The 22,094-nt window shown below is 43.5% G+C and carries 11 protein-coding genes and 1 pseudogene; 4 read left to right on the forward strand and 8 right to left on the reverse strand.

Going from position 1 to position 22,094, the window contains the following annotated elements; all coding sequences use genetic code 11:
- Positions 1-206: 206 nt before the first annotated feature.
- Complete coding sequence (locus tag J5A56_RS01680; RefSeq protein WP_021671144.1) at positions 207-2,372, reverse strand: family 20 glycosylhydrolase; 2,166 nt, start codon at positions 2,370-2,372, stop codon at positions 207-209.
- Positions 2,373-2,510: 138 nt separating this feature from the next.
- On the opposite strand from J5A56_RS01680, the gene J5A56_RS01685 reads away from it, so the two are divergent.
- A complete protein-coding gene (locus tag J5A56_RS01685; protein WP_211815464.1) occupies positions 2,511-3,968 on the forward strand; it encodes an IS4 family transposase in 1,458 nt (485 codons plus the stop codon).
- A 103-nt stretch (positions 3,969-4,071) separates the two neighbouring features.
- On the opposite strand, the gene J5A56_RS01690 is transcribed toward J5A56_RS01685, so the two are convergent.
- The 5 genes and pseudogenes from J5A56_RS01690 to feoB all read right to left on the reverse strand — a co-directional run bounded on the left by J5A56_RS01690 (position 4,072) and on the right by feoB (position 14,231).
- A complete protein-coding gene (locus J5A56_RS01690; protein WP_021672774.1) occupies positions 4,072-5,352 on the reverse strand; it encodes a DUF4302 domain-containing protein in 1,281 nt (426 codons plus the stop codon).
- A 10-nt stretch (positions 5,353-5,362) separates the two neighbouring features.
- On the reverse strand, positions 5,363-6,295 hold the full coding sequence (locus J5A56_RS01695; protein ID WP_021672775.1) for a zinc-binding metallopeptidase: 933 nt from the start codon (positions 6,293-6,295) through the stop codon (positions 5,363-5,365).
- Between the two features lie 20 nt (positions 6,296-6,315).
- Entirely contained in the window at positions 6,316-7,878 is a 1,563-nt protein-coding gene (locus J5A56_RS01700) for a RagB/SusD family nutrient uptake outer membrane protein (RefSeq protein ID WP_021672776.1), read from the reverse strand.
- A 30-nt stretch (positions 7,879-7,908) separates the two neighbouring features.
- Entirely contained in the window at positions 7,909-11,217 is a 3,309-nt protein-coding gene (locus J5A56_RS01705; protein ID WP_021672777.1) for a SusC/RagA family TonB-linked outer membrane protein, read from the reverse strand.
- A 534-nt stretch (positions 11,218-11,751) separates the two neighbouring features.
- Positions 11,752-14,231, reverse strand: a pseudogene (gene feoB, locus J5A56_RS01710) (ferrous iron transport protein B).
- Between the two features lie 1,440 nt (positions 14,232-15,671).
- On the opposite strand from feoB, the gene J5A56_RS01715 reads away from it, so the two are divergent.
- Complete coding sequence (locus J5A56_RS01715) at positions 15,672-16,103, forward strand: DoxX family protein (protein ID WP_021672783.1); 432 nt, start codon at positions 15,672-15,674, stop codon at positions 16,101-16,103.
- Positions 16,104-16,447: 344 nt separating this feature from the next.
- Here the strand turns inward: J5A56_RS01715 and J5A56_RS01720 are convergent, their stop codons facing one another.
- Together J5A56_RS01720 and J5A56_RS01725 are read right to left on the reverse strand one after the other, a co-directional pair.
- A complete protein-coding gene (locus J5A56_RS01720; protein ID WP_211815465.1) occupies positions 16,448-17,749 on the reverse strand; it encodes an IS1380 family transposase in 1,302 nt (433 codons plus the stop codon).
- Between the two features lie 268 nt (positions 17,750-18,017).
- On the reverse strand, positions 18,018-19,442 hold the full coding sequence (locus J5A56_RS01725; RefSeq protein ID WP_021672788.1) for an alanine/glycine:cation symporter family protein: 1,425 nt from the start codon (positions 19,440-19,442) through the stop codon (positions 18,018-18,020).
- A gap of 142 nt (positions 19,443-19,584) precedes the next feature.
- Here J5A56_RS01725 and J5A56_RS01730 point away from each other — a divergent pair, with 142 nt between their 5' ends.
- Positions 19,585-20,502 (forward strand): YitT family protein, encoded by a 918-nt coding sequence (locus tag J5A56_RS01730; RefSeq protein ID WP_021672789.1) that lies wholly within the window; start codon positions 19,585-19,587, stop codon positions 20,500-20,502.
- Positions 20,503-20,524: 22 nt separating this feature from the next.
- Complete coding sequence (gene mnmA / locus J5A56_RS01735) at positions 20,525-21,607, forward strand: tRNA 2-thiouridine(34) synthase MnmA (RefSeq protein ID WP_036920323.1); 1,083 nt, start codon at positions 20,525-20,527, stop codon at positions 21,605-21,607.
- Positions 21,608-22,094: the final 487 nt, after the last annotated feature.

Below are 22,094 nucleotides of genomic sequence, written 5' to 3' on the forward strand. Positions count from 1 at the left end.
CCAAAGGCAATGACCATTGGATTTTAGCATAATCAAACATGCTCTCAAAAACAGTTGACTGATTTGAAAAATCAGTCGACTGTTTTTTTTAATTAGTCGACTGTTTCTCTAAAAAGGGTTGACCATTTTACTATAAAAGGTCTACCTTTTGTCGAAAAGGGTAGACCTTTTTAAAAGTATACTTCTTTGTCACAAGCAAGCTGCGCTTATCTTACGTTTACCGCAACCCCACGCCGTTGCATATCATCTGTCAACGGACGAACTCGTGTGAGGAACTCCTTATAACTTCTACGTTCTGGAACACTCCATCCAGCCTCAGCCAAAGCGGCTGCACGTGGGAAAGCTTGATAATAAATTCGTTCTGTTGAATTGATACATTCACTCCAAAGCGTTCCACTCACTCCGAGCAGATTATCACGAACAAACCCACTATCCTGCCCCCATGCTGGGTCAAGACGATAGGTCTGTTCAAGCGTAGTAACAGGCATACCCCAGTTCTTCTCAGGCATATCGCCACGATTCTGTGGATAGTCAAGATAACAGTGTTCACCCGGACAGAGCATTATCTTCGCCTGATTACGTACGGCAGCATCAATAGCTGTCTTCGTCAGACCATGTCTCCATGCATAAACCACACAACCCAGCTGAATCGTCTTAAACTCCTGTTCATACCAGTACATTGGTGTCTTTCCTAATGAATGAAGTTTATCAATTACTCGGTCAAAGAGATATTGCTGTAATTGCCAGTTCTCTGTGTATCCTTCCTTCTGCTTCAATGCCGTACAAGCAGCACAATCTGACCATGCGCCCAATGGTGGCTGCCCAGCCTCATCACCGCCCAAATGAACGTATGGGGCAGGAAACACATCGGCTAACTCGGTCAGGACGTTATCGAGAAATTCGTAAACAAAGGGTTCCGCAGGACAAAGTAACTCATTGCTCACACCACAAGTTAAACGAATAGGCACAGGTCTCTTAGCACAAGAAAGCTGTGGAAAACAGTGAATAGCAGCTACCTCATGCCCAGGGAGTTCAATCTCTGGAATCACCATAACATGATACTGGGCTGCAAAACGAACCAATTCGCGCATCTGCTCTTGAGTATAATAACCGCTGATACGCTCTGGCATGTCATCCATTCCGACACGGTCAGAAGCCTCCTCAATGAGTTTTGGGTATTTCTTTATCTCTATACGCCATGCCTGATCGTCTACCAAATGAAGATGAAGTGCGTTAAACTTATAGCGTGCCATCTCAACGATAAAACCCTTTAAATCCTCAAACGGAATGAAATGACGCACTGGATCAACCATTAATTCACGGATTGCCGTACGTGGTTCGTCCACAATATTGAGCGCAGGAATCTTCACTGAACGTGAGGAAACACCATTACCAATACAGAGTTGTTCGAGTGTCATCAATCCATAGAACACCGCTGTTGCTGTACGTCCTTTGATTGTTACTCCCTTATCATTCACCTGTAAGGTGTAAGCCTCATCATTGGTAAGCGACTTATCAAGTGCCAGACACACCATCAGACCTGTCTTACGTCCCTTCCTATATGCTGTTCGCTCACCAAGGATACGCTCAGCTTGCATCTTTTCATTATTCAATTCGGGTGAAGCCTCTACCCCAATAACATCCTTCCATTTGAGAGGAAGACTATTTTTGTAAACTTCCAACTTAAGAGGACGAGGTACGAGGAGATTCTCTGGGTCGCATACATTCTCAATCCTTGGACGTGCGAAGAAGTTGCGCCAGCCCGGTGCGTTACGATATGCCTTCTTTGCTTGAGCAGGAACGATGAGTCTCACACGGCTAAGATCTATACCATCAAAAGCATTGTCAGCACAAGCAGGAGGAACAACTGCCGAGAGACGAACTTCACGAAGTCCACGACAATTAGCAAAAGCGAAAGCACCTATACGTGTAGAGCCGTCGAAAGACAAATCTGTCAACTGACGACAACCATTAAAGGCTGATGCATCTACCACACGTGTAGTTGCTGGGAAATATAGTTTTCCACTGATTCCGTCACAAGCAAAGAACGCCTGTGTACCAATAGAATCGAGACAAGGCGGAAGCGTTAACGATGTGAGACGATGGCAAGAGTGCATAGCATTGCGAGGAATTATCGTGCAGTTTGTCTGCGAAAGGTCAAGGATAGTCTCATTGATCTTCACATCACGCAAAATTCTGAAGTTCTGCGCATTTACCGACTGGAATATCAAAAAACAAATGCCAAGTACTGACACGACTTGTCCTATACATCTTCTCTGATAAGAGAATCCTTTGAACACATTCGTTTTGTTAATAAACTGTAGGAATTTCTGCCACAGATTTGCCCAAGAGGTTACACTCGTTGTAGCCATTTTTTGTTAGTTTTTAATTACTTAACTAAAGTTTCCCACCCTCAAAAAGTTGGCTTAAAACAACAGTTTCTCAATAATTATTGGTAACTTTGTGGTGCTTTATTACATTGATTATCAACAAATTAAAGAGTAACTGTTATGGATGCAAAATTAGACAATTTAAGCGAGATATCCAAGCTTTTAAGTGTTAAAAGTAAGATGAGTAGCGATATTCTCTCACTTTTCTCAAAATTTGGTTTTGGACGTCTGCTCTGTAGGCTTTCTTTGGAGAAACACGATGGTATCTCCGCTGTTCAACTGATTCTTTCCCTTTGTCTTTTCCGTATTAATGGTGAGACGATACACTCCATATACAAGAAGAATTTCTACAATCTTCTCACCACTGGAAAGAACTGCTATTATCGTATGATGGTCAGGCAGACAATGAATTGGCGTCGTTGGCTTAGCTATACTGTTCTTCGTTTTGAATGCATTCTCCGGAAGAATGGCATTCAGACAGAGAGCGAGAACTCCTGTGTCATATTTGACGATACAACCTTGGAAAAGACTGGTAGGAAGTTTGAGCATATTACCAAGGTTTTCGACCATGTACAAATGAACTATGTTCTGGGCTACAAGCTTCTTTTGTGCCTGTTCTTCGATGGTAAGTCCTCTCTGCCGTTCGACTTCTCCATCCATGAGGAACTAGGAAAGAAAGGGGACGGCGGACTTGGCAAGAAGGCACTCCGCAGTAGATTCTCCAGGAGGCGCATGAAAGAGAGCCCAGCGTATGAGCGGAATCAAGAGTGCGGTATGAGCAAGATGGACTCCGCCACAAGGATGCTCCAGCGCATGTGGAAGAGTGGTATTCATCCCCATTATGCCTTGGCGGATAGTTGGTTTGCCTGCGAGAAGTTCATTGAGGAAATCAGGAGAGTAGGCAACGGAGCTATACACTACATCGGTCTTGCAAAGATGGGAAAGACAAAGTACTTTGTGGAGAATAAGCAACATAATGCCGCTGAGCTCGTAGCAATGTATGCAAGACGTACCAAATGCTGCCGGAAGTACAAGTGTCAGTACATTGAGTTGAGGGGCTGTCTGGGAAATATACCAGTCAGGATATACCTGATTAGATATGGACGTCGACAGACTTGGAATATCATGCTTAGTACTGATTTATCGATGAGCTTTGTGCGTGCCTTCGAGTTATACCAGATACGATGGAACATTGAAGTGGTCAACAAGGAGACAAAAGGACATCTCGGACTCGGCTCATACATGGGGAGAGACTTTGATGGTCAGATTGCTGATGCAACGCTCTGCCACATTACATATATAGTGATGTCGTTAGAAAAACGGATGTCAGAGTATGAGACCATGGGTGAATTGTTTGCTGACATGGAAGATGATGTCATGGCACTTACATTATGGCATCGTGTGCTAAAGTGCATAGAGAGGTTGCTTGCTACTCTTTGTGACGTTCTTGGGTTCTCTGTTAGTGAGATAGGGCAGTTAATAGTCACCGACTCAGAAATACGGAACAACTTTGAGATTATGATCAAAGCATTGGAAGACAGGCAACAAGAAAAGCTCACAACCGTAAACATATTTTAGACAAGTGTTAAGGACTCACGTTCATGGGTATTCGCAAAGCAGTTTGGTTGGAATACCCATGAAATAGAGGGGTGAGAAACTTTAGTAAGTTCTTATGAGAGCATTAGAAGTCTACACTCCAGAGACCTCTATCAAAGACGAAAGAGACATTATAGTCGCTATTGCTCGTCATGCGCAACATCGTAGGTTTCTTAGGATTATCGATTGTGAGCGTATAGGTCGTAGGAGCACCGTTAACCAGGAAGGTCTTGGCAATCTCATCCATCTTATACTTGTTATAGAAGACAGCACCGTTCTTCTCGCCAGCAGTCCCCTTTGTATTAATTTTGAAGCCTTTGATGGTGAGCTGGTCAGTACCACTGGTACTATAGTTCGTTCTGATGTCGCCCCAGGCATTCCCCACATACTCTGCCAAGCTAAGGAAGCCAGGCTGCGTGGTGAAGTAGATTGTATAAATCTGCATATTCTGACTTAAATCATAAGCAGCTGCCGTTTTCCAGATAGTCATCTCCGCAGTACTACTATAACCCACGTTAATAGTCCAGTTATCAGCAAAGAATGCTTCAAGCGGTGTTGTAGCACGAGGTTGTAGCTGAATGGTCTTGTCATTCTCTTCGAGCCACTTATCATCAGTGGAATATATAAAGTTAGTCAGCTTCTTACCGTTCAGCGATTTATCCTGCATCACCCTGAGTCCCTTCGTTGTATAGATGACAGGGATGACAACCTCCTTTCCAGCAGCATCTGTTACATGCAGCGTGTGCTGATTCATCCTTGCCGGGAAGGTATCGTTTCCGATGATAATATTATAATGCTCGGCATACATCGCTTGAATGACACTTGACAGTTGACTGAAGTAGCTATCCCATGTGAGCTTCTCTGGCATCGGCGTCATGACGACACGGTCACCATGCTTGCGTCCTTTCAGTACGACACTGTCCTTGCTACATGACATAACCCGAAACTCAAAGTCGCCCAAGAAACCTTTACCGTCCTTTCCAACCTTCTTTCCATTGAGGTTGCCAACAGGGTCGGAATACTTGTGTAGTGCAGCATTGAAAGAGTCAAAGGTAAGGAGTACGCCCTGCCCCTGTAGCACCGTATAGTGTGATGTGCTCTTGATGTTCTGCGTTTCTTCCTCACAGCTCACATTGTTATCTGCTCCGAACTTGCAGAGGATATTGTAACCACCGAAACCGCCAGAGCCTTGATAGTCCATTCTCCAGCCGTTCGGGGCAGCCACGAGAATATCTTTTGTATTCTTGATAGCCTCGGCAATACGTTCAGCAGACGGTTTGTCAAAAGCGTCCTCCACCTCTGGCGTACATGAAGCCACGAGGAAGAGTGCTGGCAAAGCAAACAGTAAACAAAATATCTTTTTCATATTCTAAGTCTTAATTTAAAGTTTCGAGATCCAGTGTACTCACTTCATTCGCACGGCGCAATACGATGGTGCGCAGCTTGTCGATGTCAACACCCCATGAATCCTTGAGGTAAGTGCGTATAATACTCAATTTAGCAAGAATAGCTTTCTTACCGCTTTCGTCTCCATTTGCAGCTGTCACGGCTTGCGCCAAACGCTTCTGCCACATAGCATCAGTATCTGTTACATAGCAGGAGAATACCTCGGCAAAGTCTTCATTGTACTCACTGCTGGCATAACCCGTCACGAATCCTTCAGCTCCCGACTTCTTATCCGTCACGTTCACCCAGTCGGCAGAGTGATATACCTTTGAGATGGTACGGAAATCAGTTGAATAGTCTTTCAGTTGCGTAAGGATATGTGCAAACTCATGGTGCATCGTATGGAAGTAAGCACGGTTCAAATCGAACGCATTGGACGTACTGTACGGTGTCGACTGCTCGATATAGATGTTGGCAGGGTCAATCGCATTCACCTGGAAGAGGTTCACACGGATACCACCCTCTGCAAATCCAAGGACGATAGACCCATTGCTGGTATACTCTGCCGAACCAATGAGCTGGAACTCACGGAAGCAATGCTGCTTGAGGAAGTCGGCACCCATCAACTCCGTATAGGCATCGAGCCACACGTGCTTGATAATCTTTGCCAGTGCAATAGACTTCTTGATGTCAGCAGGACTGACATTATATGACATGTCACTGTTCTGGTCAATATAGAGATAGTTGAAGCGGATGTTATAAGGATCGGTATAGTTTTTCCGCAACCATTTATCGAAATCCGTCTTCTCAGTCGTCGTTCCCTGCTTAGGGAAGATGGAGTTGGCTGTGTTGACGTCGTCGTTTGAACATGCAGCAGCCAAAACAATAACCACTGCGATGAGCAAGAATCTTATTATCTTCATACGTTATTTCCTCCTCTTGTTTAATTCGTACGTGGATTTGGTTCCATTCCTGATTCAATGACATCAGCTGGCAGCTGTAAAGCACCACGAAGGTCGCCAGCCTTGAAGTAGATAGGCTTCTCGCCGTCAATGAGATGAGGGAACTCAATGCCATAGCGTTTAATATCCATGAAACGTAGTCCTTGCATGCAGGTCTCTATGCGGCGCATCTGCAACAAGGCATAGAGCAGATTGGTTTGTGTCTCATCAACTGTAAATCCCTGTGGATGCAAAGGCTTCTTTATACCCATGCTTTCGCTTGTTTCAAACTCTGCTGGTACTGTTTTCTGACCGTCGAAGAACGCCTTAATTGAAGCAACGGTCAGCGTAGGACGTGTCATGTTACCATAAGTGGGAGAACAGTGAACCGCTATCCATGAGTTCATATCGTTCAGAGCCTCAGTATATTTCTTCTGCATAATCTCAGCCTCAGCACGGACAAGAATCGTCTCGTCAGCCGTCAGTACCGGGTTGACCACATGCAAATATCCCCTGCTCTTGGCATTATCAGTGTATTCCCACTCGTCTGCCAGCTTCGGATAAACCACCTGTTGGTTGGAACCGTAGAGCAGATGTGACTCATAGAGCGTGTTATTGGTCGTACCCACGCCCCAAGGCATCTCAGCCCAGTAGATTTCCTTGTCGATGAGGAAGTTGGCGAAATTATATCGGGCAAAGGAATTGTAACGGGTGGCATAACCTAAATAAGAGACAGCCGTCTGGAGCAGGAAGTTAGCATTTTCACTGGAACTGATATAGTTGTCGTGAATCTCCTTACGTCCTCCTGACAGGGTTTTGTAACGTGCCACATTACGCATGAGTGCTTCAGACTGTGTACCGAGAGCCTTAGAGGCATACTCCGCAGCCTTATCCCACTTCTGATAATAAAGGTTGAAACGAGCTGCGAAGGCATAGGCAGCACGTGGATTGAAGTGATACTTGGGAACAGCCATATACTCCTCGCTGACATATGGCAGTGCGGCTTCTATGTCGGCGTTGATATTCTCATAGAGTTCACGCAGTGTTCCACGCTTGTCAACCGTTTGGTTCGCCTCTTTCGGATAAGGCAAACCGAGGTACTTGTCAGCTTTCGACTCATCATAAGCCATACAGAAAGCATTTGACAGACAGAACAACGCCCATGCACGGCAAAGAAGAGCCTCGGCACGCACTGCATTAATATTACCATCCTTCACCTTGCTGAGGTCAGCTAATGCCTGATTGGCATTACCGACGGCATAATAGGCATATCCCCACACTTGCCGCGGGTCGTCATTACCGTTCGTGTTGACTTCCTTCCAGCGATAGACCTGGTCTTGATTCGGCTGATAATAGAAAGTCTTACCGTTATCCGTGACATTGTCGCTGCTCCATTCCATTAGGAAACCTGGAGAAGCCGTTGCATAAGCTGAGGACACGAGCTGCGTTACCTTCTCAAAGGTGTTCACCTCGGCACGGTCATCAGGCAACTTGTCCAGGAACTCGTTGCATGAAGAAAGGCTCAGAAGACCTAATCCAAAAAGCAAAACACTTATCTTTTTCATTTTAATTTCTCCTTATAGTTTTTGTATGTATCAGATTCCAAGACGCAGTGTCAGCGTGAACTGACGTGGAACAGGCAGTGCCACACCGCCAGAATTGAAGAACTCTGGATCCTGACCATTGAGTTTCTTGTCAGAATAAATCAGGAAGAGATTGGTAGCCTGTAGCTTTAGACTCAATGAGCTGAGTGCAAGATGCCGTACCAGCTGCACAGGGAAGTCATATGCCAGGGATATTTCCTTCATACGGATGAAGTCACCCTTTGCAATTCGTTCGGTCGAATAGTTGTAAGCATTGTAGGCACGGCTCAGATAGCCGTCCTGCTGGATAGAACGCAGGTCAGCAATGGCAGGGATATTTGTGTAAGCCTCATCACCCGCCTTCGTCCATCGGTTGCGGAACTCCTTCGGCATGGCTGACATGTCAGAATAGTATGTGCTAAAGAAAGGATCGAGGCGCACCTTGTTACCGAAAGCATAGGTGGTGAAGATACTCAGATGCCATCCCTTATAAGAGAAGGTGTTGCCGAATGAGCCAGTAACAGTCGGGTCAGTAGGACCTTCATATACCAAATGGTCAAGATCATAACTCTGGAAGTCTACCCCACTTGTCGTCAGCTTGCCCTCCTGGTTGATAACCTGTGGTATACCGTGCTTATCGAGTCCCTTGAAGTCCCATGAGAAAAGGGCACGATAAGGATAACCCACCATGGTAAAACCAGAACCGCTCACCATTGACATGATGCGTGAACGGCTGTCAAGAGCAGTAACTCGTGTTTTCACGTGGGAGAAGATGAAGTCGGTTGTCCATTGGAAGTTCTTCTTCATGATATTCTTACTTGAGATAGAAAGTTCCTCACCATGCGACTTCATACTGGCAACGTTGGCATACTCGGTGATAGTTCCCTTTGTTCCGTTAGTTGTACGTGGACCAATAAGATCATAGTTATTACGTGTGTACCAGTCAAAGACAACGTTCAGACGATTGTTTAGGAAGCCGAGGTCGACACCAAGGTTGAATTCATGCTTCTTCTCATAGGTCAAATCAGGGTTGGCAAAGCGTGAAATCTGCAATCCTGACTCCTTATCAACAGCGAACGGACGCCATATATTCTTGCTTCGGATAATCACCTGCGAGTTGGTAACGGCAGGCTTGTCACCTGTCAACGAGTAAGATGCACGCAGCGTGGCATGTGTCACGGCGTTTTTGAAAGTCTTATTGAACCATGGTTCTTCATGTGCATTCCACACGCCTGACACGTTCCATGTTGGAAGCCAACGAGCTTTACGTGACTTACCTAAACGGTTACTGCCCTCATAGCGAGTTGTGAAGTTGGCTGCATAGCGTCCCTTCCATGAATAGTTAGCAGTACCAAAGAACGATACATCACGGTTATAGCTATTATAAAGGTCGTAATACATGTTATTGTCTTCCAGTGCATGCTTAAAATAATGGTAGTCATAGTTGGCAAGATAACCCATGCCATACTGCATACCTACGCCCTCAAAATAGCTCTGTGTACGGATGGTGTTATTGATTTCCATACCACCATAAAGGTTGAGGATATGCTTCTCGTTGAAGACATCATTGTAACTTGCCGTTGCACGGAAGTCCCAGCTGTTCATGCGGTACTTGGTCTCATTATAGAAACCACCCTTCGGTAGCACTGAGAACTTCAGCGAGTTAGGCTGATCAGGGTCAAGGTAGAGCCATGGGTTGGCATTGCGAATCGTAGCATCGTCCATGGCACGGTAGGCCATTGCCATGTTAGACTGCTCTCTAATCTGTGCAGCCTGTGAAGTAATAGAATATTTATAAGCCCCGAGGACTGCAAGCTGTACCTTACTGATAGGCTTGTACTTCAGTTCAGCCTGCATCTTCAGGTCGAGAACATCGAAGTTAATAAAGTTGTTTGCCAACTCATTGTGTATATTAAATGGTGCATAGTTGCGCACGTAGAACGTATTAGGATCCAATGCACGGGATGAGTTGATAGCATAGGAGTAAGGATTAATATCAAAGTTACGGTTTACAGCTCCTGACACTACATCCACTTCCTGGTTTACCGAGCCTGGTGCACGCTGCTTACGATAGGCCGTATTGCCAATAAGGTTCAGCGTCACCTTCTTACTGATATTATAGTTGGCATTGATGGAATAGGTCATACGACGCACTTTACTCTGCTCGCTCCATCCTGGGTCGTCCATGAAAGAGAAGGAGGTGTAGTACTGTGCCTTGTCAGTTCCTGAAGACAATGATACAGAGTGGTTCATTGACACAGAGTTTCTGAACAGTTCCTCAAACCAGTTGGTATTGCGCATCTCTGCCTCACGAAGATAGTCGTTGATGGCTTCCTCCGTATGTGCTATGCCGAAACGTCCGTTGGTGGAATCGTAGGTATTGAGGAGGTTATACATCTTACCATAGATACCGCTCGTGGCTGCACGAAGCGTACGTGAGAAGGAGAACAGTCCGTCAGCTGCCATCTCTTTGTAGATACCCATCTGCTCCTGGGAGTTCATGATATTGAACTGGGAGTAGCTTGGACGTAGGCGCATGGTGTATTCGCCAGTATAGCTGATACGATTACTACCCGCCTTACCCTTCTTCGTTGTAACAACAATCACACCACCCATGGCACGCGCACCATAGATAGAAGTTGCCGAACCATCCTTCAGAATCTGAAAACTCTCAATGTCGTCAGCATTCAGTCCAGCGATAGCTGAAGAAATCAGCGTGGCAGCATCACCTGATGAGAGATTGTCGGCATTGACCTCAGTAACATCTTCCATGATGACACCATCAACAACCCACAACGGTTTTGACGAACCATAGATTGACGTGGCACCACGCACACGGATTTTCGGTGCTGTACCGAACGTACCCGACACGTTCTGAACACTCACACCAGCAGCACGACCTTCGAGCGAACGGCTTACATCAGCCATACCATCGAGTTTCGCTTTTGAAGCATCAATCTTTGTAGCAGCACCAGAGAAGAGGCGTTTATCCTGCTGCGTCATACCTGTCACAACGACCTCTGTAAGCTGGTGATTATCATTGGAAAGACTCACCTTCATACCATCTTTGGCAGCAACAGTTTGCGTGACCATACCAATGTAACTGATTACGAGTTTCTTTCCTGCAGGAACATCAAGCGAAAAATGACCATCAATATCGGTAATCGTACCTGTCGTAGTACCTTGTACCATGACTGACGCACCGATAATGGGTTCATTATCAGCCTGAGAAAATACAGTACCATTGATTTTTGTCTGACCTATCGCTGTACCTATTGACAGGATGAGACCAAACAAAAAAAGAGTTAATCTTTTCTCCATAGACACCTTTAGAATTAAATGTTTTTTTGTATAGTATATTTTTTAACGACTCCACATGCTCTTTAGGAACAACAAAGCCAACCATTGGTAAAGATAGTGCCACTATAAAAGCGACATAATAACAAAAGCAACACCGAATAAAGTGGTATTATCAAATTGATTGCTTAAGTTGATTGTTTAGGTTTTATTATATTTTGAATTTATCGTGTTTGCAAAAATATATAATCAAAAACAAAAATGCAAATTTTTTCGAGATAAATTACATCTACTATTGAAGTTTTTTATATTTTCCTTTCAAAGCTATAAATAAGGTGAACGAGTTGACAAGTGAACAAGTTGATGAGTGAACGAGTTGCTTGCGACGAAGACATAGTAACATAAGAACTTTTTAAATTCAAAGTTCACAATTCATAATGCATAATTATGATTACCATTGTTTACTATGTTTGTCGCAACAAGCAACTCGTCTACTTGTTCACTTGTCAACTCGTTTACTAAAAACTTGTCAACCAAATACAAGGGATACGTACTATATCAAATAAACAATAATCCCACTTGGAAGACTACGGCACTGACAATCCACGCTAAAGCCGTTGTGTAACCTGCGGCAAAGAGTGCCCATCCCCAGCTGCCTGACTCACTTTTAATGGCGGCTATCGTAGCAACACAAGGGAAGTAGAGCAACACAAAGAGTAGGAACGCAAAGGCTGTCAGCGTAGCGATAGGTTCTGCCTCCTCATAACTAACACCGTGCATGGTTGCCACATCCTTTGTTATCAACTTATGTAGCCTTGAGTATTTTCCCACCTCACTACTATAACCATTATCATCAGAGAAGCTATCATCACCAGCATAGAGTACACCCATCGTTGAAGCCACAATCTCTTTTGCGCCCATACCTGACAACAAGCCTACATCTAACTTCCAACTAAATCCTTGCGGACGGAACACTGGTTCAACGGTCTTACCGATTCGTCCGATATAACTTTGTTCCTGTCGTGTCTGATTATCCATCTTCGAATCGTCAGGGAGTGGGAAGTAGCCCAATGCCCAAACGATGATAGAAGCAACGAGGATGATACCTCCCATCTTCTTCAGATACTGCTTACCTTTCTCCCATGTGTGGCGACCTATCGCCTTCCATGTTGGGAAACGATAAGGTGGTAGCTCCATCACAAATGGCGTGTCTTCTCCTTTAACAACAAAGGCTGAGAACAGGCGACTCATCACCACTGCCATCACCATACCTATTATATATAAGGAGAGCATGGCAAGCGAACGATACTTCAAAGCAAAGAACGAACCCGTAATCATTATATAGATTGGCAGACGAGCCGAACAGCTCATCAACGGAAGTATCAACATTGTTATCAACCTACTCCGACGACTCTCTATCGTACGTGTTGCCATCACTGCTGGCACATTACAACCGAAACCCATGATGAGTGGGATAAACGACTTTCCATGCAGTCCCATCTTGTGCATCAGGCGGTCCATAATGAAGGCTGCACGTGACATATAACCGCAATCCTCCATATAGGAGATAAAGAAGTAAAGTATCAATATCTGTGGCAGGAAGACTATAACGGCTCCTACTCCACCGATAATACCATCAACAACCATATCTTTTATTGGTCCGGCAGGCATATTCGTAGAAATAAACTCACCCAACCAGCCCACACCAGCCTCTATCCAGTCCATCGGATACTGTCCAATAACGAAGGTTGTCGTGAACATCACCAACAAAATAAGGAAAAAGATTGGGAAGCCTAAATACTTGTTTGTCAAGATGCGGTCGATGACATGGGTTGTTTGATAAGTATCTTTCTTATCACCTGTCGAGTAATTCGCTTCTTTCAGCGCACCATTAATGAAGCCGTATTTAGCATCCATAATCGCTGTTTCGCTGTCGTTGCCTGTCTCTTCCTTTACGCGTGCAGCTGCTGTATCACGATGATTGAATATCTCAGCCGAGTCGCCCAACGGCTTAATAAGCTCTTCTACATCCTTATCATGCTCTAACAGTTTGATAGCAAGATAACGAGTAGAATAGCGACGGCAGAGTTCAGGATACTTCATCAAGTGCTCTTGCATCTCTTTGATACCATGCTCTATCTCATGTCCGTGGTTGATATGGACATGACGGAACTTCAACGACTCGTCTTCCTTGCCTTCATAAACAGCAATAATCTGGCGAAAGAGTTCCTTCACACCTCTACCCGTGGTGAACACCGTTGGCACCATAGGTACACCAAAGAGTTCAGAAAGTTTCGGTACGTCGACATGGTCGCCACGTTGTTCTGTCTCATCAAACATATTGAGGGCACAAACCATACGAATGTGCATATCTATCAACTGTGTCGTCAGATAGAGGTTGCGTTCAAGGTTAGACGAGTCTATCACATTGATAACAACATCTGGCGTATGATCCACCAATTGCTTACGTACATAGAGTTCTTCAGGGCTGTAGGCTGAAAGACTATAAGTGCCAGGGAGGTCAACGAGGTTGAATTCGTAACCGTCATACTCGGCATGCCCCACCTTCGCATCTACCGTCACACCCGAATAGTTGCCCACACGTTCATGAGCACCAGAGGCAAAGTTGAAAAGCGAAGTCTTACCACAATTCGGATTACCAACAAGTGCCACATTGATAGTGCGACCCTTACGACGTGCTGCATCTGACAGTACATCGGGCGTTAATTCCTTATCTGTACTGTCAAATGTAGTGGAGTCTGCCGCAACCTTACTGTCTGCTTTCTCCACTTTTTTTCAAGTGCACGTGCTTCCGCTTCAGACAACACCTCTATCTGGTCAGCCTCGCTATGGCGAAGACTAACCTCATAGCCCATAATCTTATATTTAACAGGATCCTGCAAGGGAGCGTTGAGTAACACCTCAACACGCTTACCCTTAATAAATCCCATCTCTATGATTCGTTTCCGAAAGCCACCATGTCCCGATACCTTTACGATAACGCCACTCTCTCCTGTTTTTAATTTTGATAGCTTCATATGTGTTATAATTCAGAATTCATAATTCAGAATTTATAATTATGATTACTACTATAATTCATAATGCATAATTCAAAATTCATAATTATGATTACTTCTGTCTGTTGTATTTATTGCTGCAAGCAACTCGTCAACATATTAACTTGTCAACCCGTTAACTTAAAGTTCTTCTGTTACTCTGTCTTCTTCTCAAGCAACTCGTCAACATGTAAACTTGTCAACTCGTTAACTTAAAGTTCTTCTGTTACTTTGTCTTCTTCTCAAGCAACTCGTCAACATGTAAACTTGTCAACCCGTTAACTTAAAGTTCTTCTGTTACTCTGTCTTCTTCTCAAGCAACTTGTTCACTCGTCTACTTGTTGGTTGGTCAACTTGATAGACTCGCCCACATCTTAACAAACAAAGGTAATGAAAAAAAACAGAATAGAAAATGTTTATATAGTAAATACCTAATAATGGGGATAGGCAACGGCATGAAAAAGGTTATAACAGGTATTTTTCTTCATGTAATAATAAAAATACACTTGCCAGAGGGATGAGGTAATAAAAGCCTCCTTACACAAAGAGCTACTATTACCAAACCTACAAGAATAGTTTTGTTTTAGTTTGCTGTCACTTTTAACATTTTGTGTAATATTCCTGTAAACTAATGAGTTAAATGGTGATTGCGGCTGACAGAAGTGACAGCAACTCTGAAATACAGAGAAGATAAGATGTCTACTATCAATTTATATACAAGGCGTTTATCCTCAAAGTTATTAGGAATCTGTACGCTATGCCTCTGTCGCTCTTTGTTTCATTGTCCTCTCCGTACCATTTCCTTATCTCCGTTCCCTCCGTTTCACCGTGTGACTTATTATATAAGTTTGTAAATAAAATTCACAACCTTGAAAATTAACGAGTATCTTTTAGACTTGAATTAACGCCCTTTTGGCTTGCAAAAGATGCTTTTTGAGAGCCTTAGTAACGCCCTTTTGAAGTCCAATCAAGCACCTTTTACTTCCCTGTTTTGTAACTTATTGATTATTATAGAGTTGTGAAGGTATCGAGAAATACTGTTTTTTGTGTGAAAAGAGGTGTTTTACGAGGTTGGTTTGTAAATATATTTCTAAGTCTGCAAACGGTAAACGCAATCTTTATTATCTCTTTAAAAATGAATACTAACTCATTCTATGTAAATGATTCTTCGGTTTTTGCAAATGTAAGGATAAAAAAGTTGCATAAATAATCGTTGTAAGTCAATACCACATATATGGCATTTTTCGTCGCTTTCGACATTTTTTTGGTGCATTGTTAGGATAGAATGAGAATTTATCCCTATCTTTGTAATGAATTAAAGATATGACCGCAGTGCTATTCTCCACATAGCTACGCTTATATAATAAGGTAGGGCGACATGGCACCGTAGGTAAAACGTATAAATATAAAAGATTGTAAGATATGAAATGTTTAGAATTACTATTCCCAAAAGCTGAGAGTACAAAGACATCACTTATTTTATTGGCATCACGCCTTGTGTTCGGATTGACATTTGCGAGCCACGGACTCGACAAGTTACAGCACTTCTCAGAAACAGCTACACACTTCCCTGCACCCTTCGGAATGAGTGGTGAGGTGGCAGTAGGATTGAGTATTTTCGGTGAGTTAGTATGCGGTTTGGCATTCGTTTTTGGTTTCCTCACACGTTTAGCACTCTTGCCAATGATTTTCACCATGATAGTTGCCTTCACAACTGTCCATGGCGGTTCTGTTAGCAATGGTGAGTTAGCCTTCCTTTACCTTGTCATCTTCGTTCTCTCATGGTTCGCTGGTGCTGGCAAGTTCTCTGTTGATGGCATCATCAGAAGCAAGATAAGTCGAGGTAATTCATAATTCACAATTCATAATTATGATTACTACTATAATTCATAATTCAAAATTCATAATTATGATAACCGATATTAAGTGTGGTTTATCGCTACAAGTAACGTGAGACTCGACAATAGCTAATAAGCGACTACGAATTAAGCGAATGATACGAAATCTTTTGTAATAAGGATTCGCATAATTCCTCAATTCCGCAGCATTATTCCTTGTGAGAAAATTTTATATGTTGAGATGTCTTTTTGGGCTCTATATGTTGATATGAGGTGCTTCGGTGTTTCTTGGGGCTTTTCTAAGCATAAAATCCCCCACCCAAACCAATGGGGAATATGAAAACCACAAAGAAATACTGTTTATTCAAGGAATACTTCAGAGTAGTAGGTTTTATTTGTATACAGGTTCAGAACGTTCTGCCTTCCCATTCTCACCCATTTTGCCAGCACGCTGACAAAATGCAGGATAAAGGCTTTCAGTCTGCTTGTCTTCTTCAGCGGCTTGACCTTTTCGCTGATATGACGGACGAGATAGAGATAGAAGTTCTTCAGCATGGCGGTAACCATCATGAAAACCATGTTCTCAGCCATAAAGGAAAATGGCAGATGTGACCATCCAAAGTCATTGTTCTGTATGTCAAAGTTCTTTTCGCTTGCTCCACGTTCATTATAAAATGTAATGATGTCTTTCTCAGTAGATGTCCAGTTATTGGTGAGGATACAGCAGTATGTGTATATTACTCCGAACATATCCGTCTGCTCCCTGCCATCCTTGTCTTTCAAAAGACTACGCTGTACGACAAGCCTGTATGACTTTCCTTCGATGAGGTCGTCCATGCTGATGGATGTGACATCGCATCTCTCATAACCAACTTCAATGCTCTTCCATTCTTTCAGCTGGTGGAAGTCCTCGCATCGGCTGCCACAGTTGGCAGCACGTATATAGAACGTGTTGCAGCGCTGCTCTACGGTTTGGATGATTTCCTTTGAGAACGACCCGCAGTCAGCACGGAAACGCTCTATTACCACACCAAGTTCTGAGGTCACACGGTCCATAATGCGACGGAGCGTGTCTTCTTGATGGAATCTCACATTGGTGTTTCCGTCACGATTCTCACCTCCGACTATGATTCCCCCAATGGAAGCCCAACCAGGGAAATAGCCAAAATCCTGCTTGTAAGAATACTTTGCATCGAACTTGTGGGCTGGAATAAACTGGTGGTCAAAGTCTAAGTCAACATGGCTACCCACCTTTATAAGCCCCATTCTCCGTATCATTCGTAAAAGTAAGGTATTCAACTTTTCTGCCGTGTTGAAACTATACGACTTGTCGGAGGTCTCACTCTTATAGACAATATTTTTCTCGGCAAGCTCCTTTAGTCCGCGCCCCACGGTGTCGGCACCGGGTAATAGCGTATTAGGTCTCTGCTTGAACTGCCCAATAAGCACATTGATGTCCTCAAGGCATTCTCCACCACAAAGGTAGCTGAAGAAGAGAGAGCCGAAAATACTTCCATGGCTGAATGCTTTGCCACTACTTCCACGTTTGCCCAAGACAGATTCTGTAAGTTTTTCAAAGCCCAACTTTGAGAAAACGTCCATAATATGATAAATTCCTCCGAAAGAAGTGAGATTCTCGTTTTTAATTGCTACCTTTGTCATGTCAGATTTTTGCTTGTTTATTATTTTGATAGCACCAAGATAGGTGAAATTTCTGACATATCCAAGTGTTTTGAGAACTTTGTTTCTCAGACACTTGGAGTTCTTACAAGAATTTATGCTGCGGAATTAAGGTAATTAGCAAAATTCGTAGTCGGTAAAAGTGAGATAGAGTGCTAAAGCACATATCATAAAGTTCAAAGTTCAAATCTCAAAATTCAAAGTTAATAATGGTAATCATAATTATGAATTTTGAATTATGAATTCTGAATTACCAACATTCAATATCTTTTTCAATATCAGGCATTGACTCTCGTTTGAAGATAGGACTCTTCACACCTGCCCACTTCTGTTGACGGTAATCGTCAAGCAGACGGAAAGCATATTTGCCAAGCGTTAAGATGGCGACAAGGTTGCAGATGGTGATGAGTGCCATAAAGAAATCGCCAATACTCCATACAAGGTCGAGACTGGCAATGGCTCCAAACATCACCATTACACCGCCTGTTATTACACGTAACATGAAGATAGCCGAAGGACGTTGCGTAAGAAAACGTACGTTTGCCTCACCATAATAATAGTTGCCAATAATACTACTGAAAGCAAAGAAGAAAATAGCTATGGCAATAAATATCGGTCCGGCAGCACCGATTTCGCTCTCCAAGGCAATCTGCGTAAGCTGAATTCCCGACTCAGAATTGTTGACATAAAGCCCACTGATGATAATGATAAATGCCGTACAGCTACAAACAAGGAGTGTATCAGTGAATACTCCGAGGGACTGAATAAGTCCTTGTTTGACAGGGTGAGTGGTTGATGCTGTCGCAGCAATGTTAGGAGCAGAGCCTTCACCCGCCTCATTGCTAAACAGTCCACGCTTGATACCATTCATCATCGTAGCACCTAATCCGCCACCAGCTATCTGTTCAATACCAAAAGCATTCTCAATAATAAGGCGGAAGACGTGTGGAATGAGCTGAATATTCATTATAATTATCACTAAAGCAAGGAGGACATAACCCACTGCCATCAGCGGAACGAGTACGCTACTGACCTTGGCAATACGCTGAATACCACCAAAAACAATTGCTAAAGAGAGAATAGCGAGAGCAAAGCCCATCCATGTTGGATCTATAGAAAATGCCTTTTGCATTGCACCACAAATCGTGTTACTCTGTATGGAAATATAAGCCATACAGAAAGTTATCGTAATCAGTACGGCAAAAAGTTTCGACATCCACTTACAATGCATTCCATGCAGAATGTAATAGGCTGGTCCGCCAATGAACGAATCAGCATGGCGACGCTTGTAAAGCTGGGCAAGTGTAGACTCGATGAAGGCTGTCGCAGAGCCTAAGAGAGCAATAACCCACATCCAAAAGACAGCACCGGGACCGCCGATAGCTATGGCACTTGCCACACCAGCAAGGTTTCCTGTTCCGACGCGTGAGGCAATAGAAACGGCAAAAGCTTGAAAAGATGATACATGTTTCTCGCCCTTATCATGCGTTCCTGTCGACTCACCTAATAGGCGAACCATCTCTCCAACCATGCGAAACTGCACAAAGCGCGTCCGCCATGTAAACCACAAAGCACAAATAACGAGCCCAGCTACGAGGATATATGTCCATGTAAAATAATTAACAGATACTATGGTTTGATTTAACCATCCGTCTGCAGAAAACAATTCTATCATTTAATATAAGGTTAAATATTACTCGCAAAAATAATAAAAACATCTGGAAGATATAAGTTTTGTGTGCAAAAAATTCAGCTATTCACTTGACATTCATAATTATTTCACTAACTTTGCACAATGCTAATGGTTGACAAACACAATGGTAAGAAAAAGAAAAAACAAGTTTAGAGATATCCGCGAATTTCTGATGATTGCATTAGCTATGATCATCGGTAGTTTCGGTTGGTGTGCATTCTTATTACCACATCATATCACCATCGGTGGTATTGCTGGTATCGCATCTGTCGTTCAGTGGGGTTTTAATATCCCCGTACAGTATACTTACCTTATTATCAACGGTATATTACTCTTTGTCGCATTAAAGATATTGGGTTGGAAGTTCTGTGTCAGAACTATTTTTGCCGTATTGGTGTTTGCCTTTTCAACATCGGTACTACGTGGAGTCTTCGCTGAACATCCGCTATTTTCCGATGAGCCATTCCTCGCCTGTGTGGTAGGTGGTGTGCTGTTAGGTGTCGGAGTCAGCATTGCTTTGCAATATAATGCCAGTTCGGGCGGTTCGGATGTCATAGCAGCAATGATTCACAAGTATCGTGATGTGTCGCTCGGACGTGTTATTCTTGCTTGCGACCTTTGCATCATCACCTCCAGTTATCTGGTCTTGATGAATTGGGAAAAGGTTATCTATGGTTATATTGTCCTCTTCGTAATGACCTATGTGGTGGATTACCTTATTAATGGTATGCGCGGTTCGGTGCAGTTCTTTGTAATCTCTGAACACTGGGGAGAGATTGGTTCTGCTATTAACAATGATGTTGACCGTGGCTGTACGGTGATTGAAGCACGCGGATTCTATACAGGTAAGAAGGTGGGAATGCTCTTCGTCATCGCACGTCGTTCTGAAGCGCACTCTATCTATCAGGTTATTGACGAAATAGACCCTAACGCCTTTGTTTCACAGGGTGCCGTGAATGGTGTCTATGGCATGGGATTCGATAGAATGAAGGTGGCACACAAGAAGAAAGTTGCTGACGAGAAAGTCAGAACAAAAGAATAAGAAAGAAGGAAAGGTTGTAAAGATGAATATTCAGGAACTCGAAGGTAAGCGTATTGCCGTTCTCCTTTCTGGAGGAGTTGACAGTTCGGTTGTGGTTTATGAGTTTGCACGATTAGGGCTGCATCCCGACTGTTTCTATATAAAGATAGGACCAGAAGAGAAGGAAGACTGGGACTGCAACTCTGAGGAAGACCTTGAGATGGCTACACTTGTGACACGCCGCTTCGGCTGTAAGCTGCAAGTCATCGACTGTCATAAGGAGTATTGGGACAAGGTAACACGCTATACTATGGAGAAAGTGAAGGCTGGCTTTACGCCTAATCCTGACGTGATGTGCAACCGACTGATTAAGTTTGGTGCCTTTGATGAGAAGATGGGACATGACTATGACCTCATCGCAACGGGCCATTATGCACAGACAGAATGGATTGACGGACGTAAATGGCTCACCACAAGTCCTGACCCAGTAAAAGACCAGACCGACTTCTTAGCACAAATCTACGATTGGCAGCTGAAGAAAGCTATCTTCCCAATCGGACATTACGAGAAGAATGAGGTGCGAGAGATTGCCGAGCGAGAGAATCTCATCAATGCGCGCCGCAAGGATTCGCAGGGTATCTGCTTCCTTGGAAATATCGACTATAACGAGTATGTACGCCGCTATTTAGGTGAACAAATAGGCGATGTCATCGAACTCGAGACGGGAAAGAAGATTGGCGAACATAAGGGACTCTGGTTCCATACTATCGGGCAACGGAAGGGGCTCGGTCTTGGTGGTGGTCCTTGGTTCGTGATTAAGAAAGATGTAACTAAAAATATTCTATACGTTAGTCATGGCTACGACCCTACTACAGCCTATAAAAAAGATTTCTCGCTACATGACTTTCATTTCTTGACAGAAGGCATCACAACTTTACCTGAGCAGATTACCTTCAAGATTCGCCACACACCTGAGTACCATCCAGCAACTATTGAACAGTTGCCGGACGGTAGGTGTATTATCCACTCTGCCGAAAGCATCCATGGCGTTGCTCCTGGACAATTCTGTGTTGTCTATGATGAGCATCATCATCGCTGCTTTGGTTCAGGGGAGATTACAATTTAAGTTAACAAGTTGCTGGTAATTCAGAATTCACAATTCACAATTCAGAATTGTGATTACCAACATAAAAAAGTAAAAAATAAAACGGCTTTGGGAAAGGTAAAAGGTAAAACGGTAAAAAAGTAAAAACGGTAACGCTCAAAGTTCAAATTTCAAAGTTCAAATTTCAAAGGAGAAAGCATTCTCTCACAGAATTCACAGAAAAACAGATTAAACAGAAAACTAAAAGGCACAGAGACCTGACGGTCATAGATATCACAGAGGCCCTACCCCACACGGTCCCTCCGTGTGCATATTTGTCTCCCTCCCCCCTTCGGGGAGGGTCAGGGTGGGACTTCTGTGTTATCTATGACCGTCAGGTCTCTGTGCGTTATGTTAGCGAAAAAGAAATCCGTGAGTTCTGCGAGTTCTGTGAGAAAACGAGTCTAATTCAGAATTATGATTACCATTGTTTACTGTGGTTTATTACAACGACCACCTCGTTTACTAA

Origin of the sequence: Prevotella melaninogenica (assembly GCF_018128065.1) — a bacterium.
Lineage (GTDB): Bacteria > Bacteroidota > Bacteroidia > Bacteroidales > Bacteroidaceae > Prevotella.